This window comes from Paraburkholderia sp. AV2 (assembly GCF_054968425.1).
In genome coordinates this window covers 1-9,264 of record NZ_JBANLK010000029.1, presented here as the reverse complement: position 1 = coordinate 9,264, position 9,264 = coordinate 1, and the positions used below count along the sequence as shown (strand labels likewise).

Sequence of the window (9,264 nt, the reverse complement as noted above, 5' to 3'; positions counted from 1 at the left end):
GGGGGGCGGCGGGGGGGGGCGCCCTTGTGCGCCCTCGGGCTCCCGGCGCCCGCGGCCCGGGGCCCCGGCGCCCCCCGGCGGGCGCGGGGGGGGGGGGGGCGGCCCCCCCCCCCCCCCCCGCGACTCCGTGCGTACGACATCCTTATCGAGAGGAGGCGCGGCCGCTCATGAGCGTCGCCGTGAAGTTCCACGAGATCCGCAAGGACTTCGGTCCCGTGCGCGTGCTGCACGGCGTGAGCTTCGAGCTTGCGCCGGGCCGCATTCATGGCCTGCTCGGCGAGAACGGCGCGGGCAAGTCGACGCTCATGAAGATCCTGGCCGGCTACGAATCGCCCACGGCGGGCGAGATCGTCGTCGACGGCGAGGCGCGCCGCTTCGAAGGCTCGCGCGAGGCCGAGCAGGCGGGCATCGTGCTGATTCACCAGGAGTTCAATCTCGCCGAGCATCTGACGATCGCGCAGAACATCTTTCTTGGCCACGAGAAGCGGCGCGGCCTTTTCGTCGACGACACCGCGATGCGCCGCGAGGCGCGGGACGTGCTCGCGCAGGTGGGCCTCGCGCGCGATCCCGACACGAAGGTGCGCGACCTGATCGTCGCGGAGAAGCAGCTCGTGGAGATCGCGAAGGCGCTCTCGCGGCATGCGCGCCTCCTCATCATGGACGAGCCCACTGCCACGCTCACGCCGTCCGAAACGGCTCGTCTTTTTGCATTGATGGAGAAACTGCGCGAGGACGGCACGACGATCGTCTACATCTCGCACAAGCTCGACGAGGTGGAGCGCATCACCGACGACGTGATCGTGATGCGCGACGGCCGCTTCGTGGCGGCGAGCGCGACGGCGGGACTCGCGCGTCAGCAGATGGCGAACCTGATGGTGGGCCGCGACGTTTCCGACATGTTTCCGGCCAGGACCGAAGCAAGCGCCGGCGCGCCGGTGGCGCTGCGCGTGACCGGCCTTGCCGTGCCGGGCTGGGTCGAGGACCTGAGCTTCGAGGTGCGTGCGGGCGAGATCCTCGGCTTCGCGGGGCTCGTCGGCGCGGGGCGCACCGAAGCCTTCGAGGCGATCGTGGGCTTGCGCGAGCGCAGCGCGGGCGTCGTCGAGATCGATGGGCAACCCGTTTCGCTGCGGCATCCGCGCGACGCCGTGCGCAATGGGATCACCTATCTGAGCGAGGACCGCAAGGGCAAGGGTCTGCACCTGAACCTGAGCCTGCAGGACAACCTCACGCTGATGACCCTCGAGCGCTACGGCAAGCCCTTCATTGATCTCAAGGCGGGGCGCCGCGCGCTCGAAACCGCCGTGCGCGAGTTCGGCATCCGCACCGGCGACCTCGCGAGCCGCGCGCGCATGCTCTCGGGCGGCAACCAGCAGAAGCTCGCGCTCGCCAAGTTCCTGCAGCCCGATCCGCGCGTGATCGTGCTCGACGAGCCCACGCGCGGCGTGGACGTGGGCGCGAAGCGCGACATCTATTTCCTGATCCAGCGGCTCGCGGCTTCGGGGCGCGCGGTGATCGTGATTTCGTCCGAACTCGTCGAGCTGATCGGCCTCGCGCATCGGGTCGCCGTGATGCGCGCGGGCCGCCTCGTCGCCACGCTCGGGAGCGACCATCTGAACGAAGAGGAGTTGATCGCCCATGCAACCGGCACCCACTGAAACCGCCGCGGCACACGGCCGCGTGCGCAAGCTCGCCGCGTTCGTACACCGGCTTGCGGGCGTGGGGCCGCTTATCGGGCTGATTGCGCTCTGCGTGCTCGGCACCGCGCTGAACCGCGATTTCGCCACGCCCGGCAATCTGCTCAACGTGCTCACGCGGACCTCGTTCATCGGCATCATCTCCGTCGGCATGACCTTCGTGATCATTTCGGGCGGCATCGATCTTTCGGTGGGCTCGATGGCCGCGCTGATCGCCGGCGTGATGATCTGGACCATGAACGCGCTCGCGGCCGGGGTGGGCGCGCATACGTTCGCGCCGCTCGCGATCGTGCTGATCGGCATTGCGCTCGCGCTCGTGCTCGGCGCGCTGTTCGGGCTCGCGCACGGCCTCCTCATCACGCGCGGACGCATCGAGCCGTTCATCGTGACGCTCGGCACGCTCGGCATCTTCCGCTCGGTGCTGACGTGGCTCGCGGACGGCGGCGCGCTCACGCTGCCGAACAATCTCGTCGACTTCTACGGGCCGGTCTATTACGCGAGCCTCTTCGGCATACCGGTGCCGGTCTGGGTCTTCGCGATCGTCGCGCTGGGCGGCGCGCTGATCCTCAACCGCACCGCGTTCGGCCGGCATGTCCAGGCAATCGGCTCGAACGAGCAGGTCGCGCGCTATGCGGCGATCCGCGTGGATCGCGTGAAGTGCGCGACCTATGTGCTGCTCGGCGTGTGCGTGGGCGTCGCGACCGTGCTCTACGTGCCGAGGCTCGGGTCGGCCACGCCCACCACGGGCCTGCTTTGGGAGCTCGAAGCGATCGCGGCCGTGGTCGTGGGCGGCACCGCGCTCAAGGGCGGCGAAGGACGCGTGGCGGGGACCGTGGTCGGCGCCGTGCTGCTTTCGGTGATCGCGAACATCCTCAATCTCACGAGCATCATCAGCGTGTATCTGAACGCGGCCGTGCAGGGCGTGGCGATCATCGCCGTGGCTTTCCTGCAGCGCGGGCGCAGGTAGGCAGGGCACGGAACGGCAAGACGCGATACGCAGTACGAAACATGAAGCAGGCGCAGCAGGCAATACGCAGCATTGCAGGCCGGCAGTCGAAGGAGGCAGACGTCAATTTACCGAGACGCTCGCGCGCGAGCGCACCTTAGGAGACAGCACCATGAAGAAGATGATTCGGGCAATCGGCGCGAGCGCACTCGCGTTCGGCCTCGCGGCGACGCTAGGCGCGGGGACCGCGTGCGCCGACGATAAGGTGACGCTGGGCGTCGCGATTCCCACCGCCGACCACGGCTTCACGGGCGGCATCGTGTGGTGGGCTAACAAGGCGAAGAGCGACCTGGAGAAGGCGCATCCCGACCTGAAGATCATCGTGAAGACGGCGGCGAACGCGCCCGATCAGGCGAACCAACTGCAGGACCTCGTGACCGTCAACAAGATCAACGCGCTCGTGATCTTCCCATTCGAATCGGCGTCGCTCACGCAGCCCGTGGCGCAGGTGAAGAAACAGGGCGTGTACGTGACCGTGGTGGATCGCGGCCTGACCGACACGAGCGCGCAGGACGCTTACGTGGCCGGCGACAACACGGCGTTCGGCCGCATTCCCGCCGAGTACCTCGCGAAGCAGCTCGACGGCAAGGGCGACATCGTGGCGCTGCGCGGCATCCCCACCACGCTCGACAACGAGCGCTGGACCGCGTTCACCTCGGTGCTGAAGAACTACCCGAACATGAAGATCCTGGACGCGAAGTACGCCAACTGGAACCGCGACGACGCGTTCCGCACGATGCAGGACTACCTCACGCGCTTCCCGCACATCGACGCCGTCTGGGCCGCCGACGACGACATGGCCGTGGGCGTGCTCAAGGCGATCGACCAGGCGAAGCGCACCGACATCAAGATCGTGTTCGGCGGCGCGGGCTCGAAGGACATGGTCAAGCGCGTGATGGACGGCGACCCGCTGATCCGCGCCGACGTTTCGTACTCGCCGAAATTCATCTACGACGCGATCAAGATGACGGCCGAAGCGCGGCTCGCGGGCAAGGCGCTGCCGCAGAAGACGATCATCCCTTCGGTGCTCATCACGAAGGAGAACGCGAAGGACTTCTACTTCCCCGACTCGCCGTTCTGATTTGAGGCGGGCTAGCGATGATCAACCGTTGCCGCGCGCCTGCCTTCGTGCCATCCCGGCATCCGGGCGCGCGGCGGACCACGGAGGATAGAGGCCGATGAAGACCATTCAGGGCCCCGCGATTTTTCTGGCGCAGTTTCTCGGCGACGACGCCCCGTTCGACAGCTTCGAGCATATGGCCGGCTGGGCCGCGCATCTGGGGTACAAGGGCATCCAGGTGCCCACGGACCCGCGCCTCATCGATCTCGCGCAGGCCGCCGCGAGCCCGGCCTACTGCGACGACCTGCGCCGCATCGCCGACGACGCGGGCATCGCGATCACCGAGTTCTCGACGCATCTGCAGGGCCAGCTCGTGGCCGTGCATCCCGCTTACGACGCGCTCTTCGACGGCTTTGCGGCGCCGCATGTGCGGGGAAACCGCGAGGCGCGCACGGCCTGGGCCATCGACCAGTTGATGCTGGCGGCGCGCGCTTCGAAAAACCTTGGCCTCAAGGCGCACGTTACGTTTTCGGGCGCGCTCGCGTGGCCTTATCTGTACCCGTGGCCGCAGCGGCCGGCAGGGCTCGTCGAGGCGGCCTTCGACGAACTCGCACGGCGCTGGCGGCCCATCCTCGACGCGTTCGATTCGGCGGGCGTGGACGTCTGCTACGAACTGCATCCGGGCGAGGACCTGCACGACGGCGTGACGTTCGAGCGCTTCCTCGCGGCCGTGGACGATCATCCGCGCGCGAATATCCTCTACGATCCGAGCCACTTCGTGCTGCAGCAGCTCGATTACCTCGCGTTCATCGATCTTTATCACGCGCGCATCAAGGCCTTCCACGTCAAGGATGCCGAATTTCGGCCCACCGGCAAGCAGGGCGTCTACGGCGGTTACAGCGGCTGGGTCGAGCGCGCCGGGCGCTTCCGGTCGCTGGGCGACGGCCAGGTCGATTTCGGCGCGATCTTCTCGAAGCTCACGCAGTACGATTACCCGGGCTGGGCCGTGCTCGAATGGGAGTGCGCGCTCAAGCATCCGCACGACGGGGCGCGCGAGGGCGTCGAGTTCATCCGGCGCCACCTCATCCGCGTGGCGGAGCATGCCTTCGACGACTTCGCCGGCAGCGGCGTGGATGCGGCTCAGTTGAAGGGGCTGCTGGGCATCTGAATGAACGCGGTCACCCAAGGTTAGCGAAGGGGCAAGGCAATGGCACGAAGACTCAGGCTCGGCATGGTGGGCGGCGGCGAGGGTGCGTTTATCGGCGCGGTGCATCGTATCGCGGCGCGCCTCGACGATGCCTTCGAACTGGTGGCGGGCGCGCTTTCATCCGATCCGGTGCGTGCGCAGTTGAGCGCCGAGGCGCTGGGCCTCACGCGCAGCTACGCCGACTGGCGCGACATGGCGCGGGTGGAGGGGACGCTCGACGACGGCATCGACGCCGTCGCCATCGTCACGCCCAACCATCTGCATGCGCCGGTGGCGCACGCCTTCATGGACGCGGGCATCCACGTGATCTGCGACAAGCCGCTCGCCGTGTCGCTGGCCGAAGGCGCGGCGCTCGCGCAGCACGCGCGCGAGGCCGGCCTGGTGTTCGCGCTCACGCACACGTATTCGGGCTATCCGCTCGTGCGCCACGCGCGCGAGATGGTGGCGGCGGGCGAGATCGGCGAGGTGCGCATCGTGCAGGTGGAGTACGCGCAGGACTGGCTCGCGACGCCCGTCGAGCGCGACGGCGCGAACCGCCAGGCGAACTGGCGTACCGACCCGGCGCTGGCGGGGCCGGCGGGGTGTCTGGGCGACATCGGCACCCACGCATATCAACTGGCGGCGTTCGTGAGCGGCCTCGTGCCCGAGGCGCTCGCGGCGGAGGTCCATACGTTCGTACCGGGCCGGCGCGTGGACGACCACGTGCAGGCGATGCTGCGCTACGCGAACGGCGCGCGGGGCATGCTGTGGGCGAGCCAGGTGGCAAGCGGCGCGGAGAATGCGTTGCGGCTGCGCGTCTACGGGACGAAGGGCGGCCTCGCGTTCGATCAGGAAGAGCCGAATATCCTCTGGTTCACGCCGCAAGGCGGCGAAGCCGAGCGGCTCACGCGCGGACGCGTAGCGGGCGCGGCGGCGCGCCATGCGACGCGCGTGCCGCCTGGGCACCCGGAAGGCTATCTGGAGGCATTCGCGCAGCTCTATCGCGACGCCGCAGCGCAGATCGCGGCAAGCGAGGCGGGCGTGCCCGCGCCGCCCGAGAGCCGCATGCTGACCACCGTCGACGACGGCGTAGAAGGCTTGCGCTTCATTGCCGCCGTGCTGGCGAGCAGCGCGGCGGACGGCGCGTGGCAGACGATCGCGCGTTAGGGGCGACCGCGCCTTACTGCGCGAGATACACGAACTTGCCGCCGCGTATCGTGCCCATCACGCTCGCGCGCTGATCAAGGCCCACGTGATCGGTCGGGCTCGTGGTGACGAAGCCGTTCGGCACGACCACCTCGTGCGCCTGCTCCAGTTCGTGGCGCAGCGCGACGCGAAACGCCTCGGTGCCTGGCTGGGCCGTCTTGAGCGCGCGCGCGACGGCGTCCGAAAGGCGCGGATACACCCCGGCCGCATCGCCCGCGAACTGCGTGACCGAGCCCGGGCCGTATTTCGCCTCGTAGGCATCGACGAATGCCAGCGCCGCCTTCTGCGCCGGCTCGCCGGCGGGCAGCGTGCGCGCCACGACAACCGGCTGCGTCGGGAACAGCGTGCCTTCCACGTCCTTGCCGCCCAGCTTGATGAACTCGGGCGTGGCGATGCCGTGCGTCTGGTAGATCGGCCCCTTGAAGCCGCGCTCGACGAGCGTGCGCTGCGGCAGCACGGCCGGCGTGCCCGCGCCGGCCACCAGCACCGCATCGGGCTTCGCCGCTATGAGCCTGAGCGCCTGGCCCGTGACGCTCGCGTCCGTGCGGTTGAAGCGCTCGGTCGCCACGATCTGGATGTGCCGCTCGCCCGCGAACTTCGTGAATTCCTTGAGCCAGCTGTCGCCGTAGCTGTCGGCAAAGCCGATGAAGCCCACCGTCTTTACGTTGTGCGCCGCCATGTAGCGCGTCATGACGTCGGCCATGGCGGCGTCGGTCTGCGCCATCTTGAACGCCCACACGCGCGGCCCCGCCTGCGGCTCGACCACGGACGCCGAGCCGACCAGCGTGATCATCGGCGTCTTGCCCTCCGCGACGGGATCGAGCGCCGCGAGCGCGGCCGGCGTGACGTTCGGCCCGACGATCACGTCGACATGGTCCTCGTTGATGAGCTTGTGGACATTGCGCACGGCCGCGCCCGGATCGGAGCCGTCGTCGAGCACGATGTAGTCGGCCTTCTGGCCCGCGATCGTGTCGGGCCACATCAGCACGGCGTTCTTGCTGCTGATGCCGATGGCGGCCGCCGGGCCGGTGCTCGAAAGGTCGATGCCGATTTTGAGGTCGGCGTGCGCGGCGACACCCGCCATGGCGAGCGCACTGGCACAGAGCGCTCGCGGCAGCATGTGCCGGACAAATCGGCGAGCAGTCATTCAACAGGTCTCCTTGAGGGTGTAGGGACATATCGGTCCCGACGTCGCCCGAATACTAAGACAGTTCCTTTCCCGCTGGCAATGCGTCGCCGGGACCGGCTGAAATACCAAAGATTGGTATATGATCGTTGCGTTGAACAGGAGTCAGACCATGTCACGCAACACGTCCGTTTCCCTCGGCGACCATTTCGCCGGGTTCGTCGACGCGCAAGTGCAGTCCGGCCGGTATGGATCGGTCAGCGACGTCGTACGGGCTGGCCTGCGCCTGCTCGAATCGCATGAAGCGCAGGTGCGGGCCCTGCAGGAAGCACTGAAGGCCGGCGAGGCGTCGGGCGCGCCCGCACCGTTTGACAGCGAAGCCTTCCTCGCGCGCATGCGGGCCACGCATGGGGGCTAGGGGCCGGCAACTGCAGCTCACGCCGCTGGCTGTGGCCGACCTCGAGGACATCTGGCGGTATACGTTCACGCAGTGGTCGTCCGGGCAGGCCAACCGCTATCACCGCGACCTGGTCGCGACAATGGAGGCGCTGGCGCACGGCGACAAGATCGGACGTGCCTGCGCGGTGCGCGACGGGTACTGGCGGTACGCAGTCGGCTCGCACGTCGTGTTCTACCGCGAAACGGACCGGACGTTGGACGTGATCCGGATCCTGCATCAGAGGATGGACGTCGAGCGCCACCTGTAAGTTCAGTCGGACCGGCGCACCGGCGGGGCGCCGGAATGCGTCATTTCACAACTCGTAAGACTCGTGCTCCCCCTTGAGCGCCTGTTCGATCAGCTTGCGATTCAGGCTGGGCGAGAGCAGCTCGACCATCGTGTAGACGTAGCTGCGCAGATACGCGCCCTGCTTGAGCGCGACGCGGGTGACGTTGCTGCCGAACAGATGCCCGACCGGCACCGCGCGCAGGTGGCGGTCACGCTCGGCGTTGAAGGCGATGTCGGCCATGATGCCCACGCCCATGCCGAGCTCGACATAGGTCTTGATGACGTCCGCGTCGATGGCCTCCAGCACGATATCGGGAGAGAGGCCGCGCAGGCGAAACGCCTCGTTGATCTTGGTGCGGCCCGCGAAGGCGTTGTCGTAGGTGATGAGCGGAAACTGGGCCAGATCGTCGAGCGCGAGCGGCTTGCGCTCCAGCAGCGGGTGGTCGGGCAGCATGACCGCGACGTGGTGCCAGGTGAAGCAGGGCAGCGACACCAGATCCTTGTAGCCCGAGATGGCCTCGGTGGCGATGCAGAGGTCGGCCTGGTCGTGGAGCACCATTTCCGCGACCTGGGTCGGGCTGCCCTGCAGGATGGAGAGGTGCACCTTCGGGAAGCGGCGCTTGAACTCGGCGATGGCGGCCGGCAGCGAGTAGCGCGCCTGGGTGTGCGTGGCCGCGATGGTCAGATTGCCCTGATCCTGCGCCGCGTAGTCCTTCCCCACCCGCTTGAGGCTCTCGACCTCCTGCAAGATGCGTTCGACCGACGCCAGAATGATGCGCCCGGGCTCGGTCAGCGAGCGCACGCGCTTGCCGTGGCGGGTGAAGATCTCGACCCCCAGCTCGTCTTCCAGCTCGATGATCGCCTTCGAAACGCCCGGCTGACTGGTATACAGCGCCTTGGCGGCTTCCGTGAGATTGAAATTTTGCCGCACGGCCTCGCGGACGAACCGGAACTGGTGCAGGTTCATAGATAACCCTTATAACCTGTTTGCATATCGACCTGATTTTTGAGTCGTTTGAAATATAAAGCGAGTTTATTACCATTCCCCCAACTTTCCAAATATGGATATCTGTTTTGGTCATTAGCAAATGACGGGTGGCTGTAAGGCTACCGGCCATGAGCGAGGTCAAAACGGAGCGAAGTCGAAGTCGGAGAGCGCGGCGTAACCGGAACGCCGCGATTGAACCAACCCTGGGGTCCCCGAATGTACCAATACGATCAGTACGACCAGACCATCGTCGACGAACGCGTCGCGCAGT

General features: G+C 67.4%; 9 protein-coding genes. 7 read left to right on the top strand and 2 right to left on the bottom strand.

Features of this window, described 5'->3' with window-relative positions; all coding sequences use genetic code 11:
* The first annotated feature begins 167 nt into the window (after positions 1-167).
* The 5 genes from V8683_RS19700 to V8683_RS19680 all read left to right on the top strand — a co-directional run bounded on the left by V8683_RS19700 (position 168) and on the right by V8683_RS19680 (position 6,113).
* Positions 168-1,655, top strand: coding sequence for a sugar ABC transporter ATP-binding protein (locus V8683_RS19700; protein ID WP_411190363.1), 1,488 nt, complete (start codon positions 168-170; stop codon positions 1,653-1,655).
* The gene (locus tag V8683_RS19695; RefSeq protein ID WP_411190362.1) at positions 1,636-2,661 is read left to right on the top strand and encodes an ABC transporter permease; all 1,026 of its coding nucleotides are present in this window, start codon (positions 1,636-1,638) and stop codon (positions 2,659-2,661) included. Before V8683_RS19700 ends, V8683_RS19695 begins: the two co-directional genes overlap by 20 nt.
* Before the next feature lie 151 nt (positions 2,662-2,812).
* Positions 2,813-3,781, top strand: coding sequence for a substrate-binding domain-containing protein (locus V8683_RS19690; protein WP_411190360.1), 969 nt, complete (start codon positions 2,813-2,815; stop codon positions 3,779-3,781).
* 97 nt (positions 3,782-3,878) lie between these two features.
* On the top strand, positions 3,879-4,928 hold the full coding sequence (locus tag V8683_RS19685) for a sugar phosphate isomerase/epimerase family protein (protein ID WP_411190359.1): 1,050 nt from the start codon (positions 3,879-3,881) through the stop codon (positions 4,926-4,928).
* A gap of 39 nt (positions 4,929-4,967) precedes the next feature.
* On the top strand, positions 4,968-6,113 hold the full coding sequence (locus V8683_RS19680) for a Gfo/Idh/MocA family protein (RefSeq protein ID WP_411190358.1): 1,146 nt from the start codon (positions 4,968-4,970) through the stop codon (positions 6,111-6,113).
* Positions 6,114-6,126: 13 nt separating this feature from the next.
* Here the strand turns inward: V8683_RS19680 and V8683_RS19675 are convergent, their stop codons facing one another.
* Positions 6,127-7,299, bottom strand: a complete 1,173-nt coding sequence (locus V8683_RS19675) for an ABC transporter substrate-binding protein (RefSeq protein WP_411190357.1) — start codon at positions 7,297-7,299, stop codon at positions 6,127-6,129.
* 151 nt (positions 7,300-7,450) lie between these two features.
* Here V8683_RS19675 and V8683_RS19670 point away from each other — a divergent pair, with 151 nt between their 5' ends.
* Positions 7,451-7,696: a type II toxin-antitoxin system ParD family antitoxin gene (locus tag V8683_RS19670; RefSeq protein ID WP_411190356.1), complete on the top strand. Its 246-nt coding sequence runs from the start codon at positions 7,451-7,453 to the stop codon at positions 7,694-7,696.
* Positions 7,686-7,985: a type II toxin-antitoxin system RelE/ParE family toxin gene (locus tag V8683_RS19665; RefSeq protein WP_411190355.1), complete on the top strand. Its 300-nt coding sequence runs from the start codon at positions 7,686-7,688 to the stop codon at positions 7,983-7,985. The genes V8683_RS19670 and V8683_RS19665 overlap by 11 nt, the downstream gene beginning before the upstream one ends.
* Positions 7,986-8,030: 45 nt before the next feature.
* Here V8683_RS19665 and V8683_RS19660 read toward each other — a convergent pair whose 3' ends face one another.
* Positions 8,031-8,972, bottom strand: a complete 942-nt coding sequence (locus V8683_RS19660) for a CysB family HTH-type transcriptional regulator (RefSeq protein WP_411190354.1) — start codon at positions 8,970-8,972, stop codon at positions 8,031-8,033.
* Positions 8,973-9,264 lie beyond the last annotated feature (292 nt).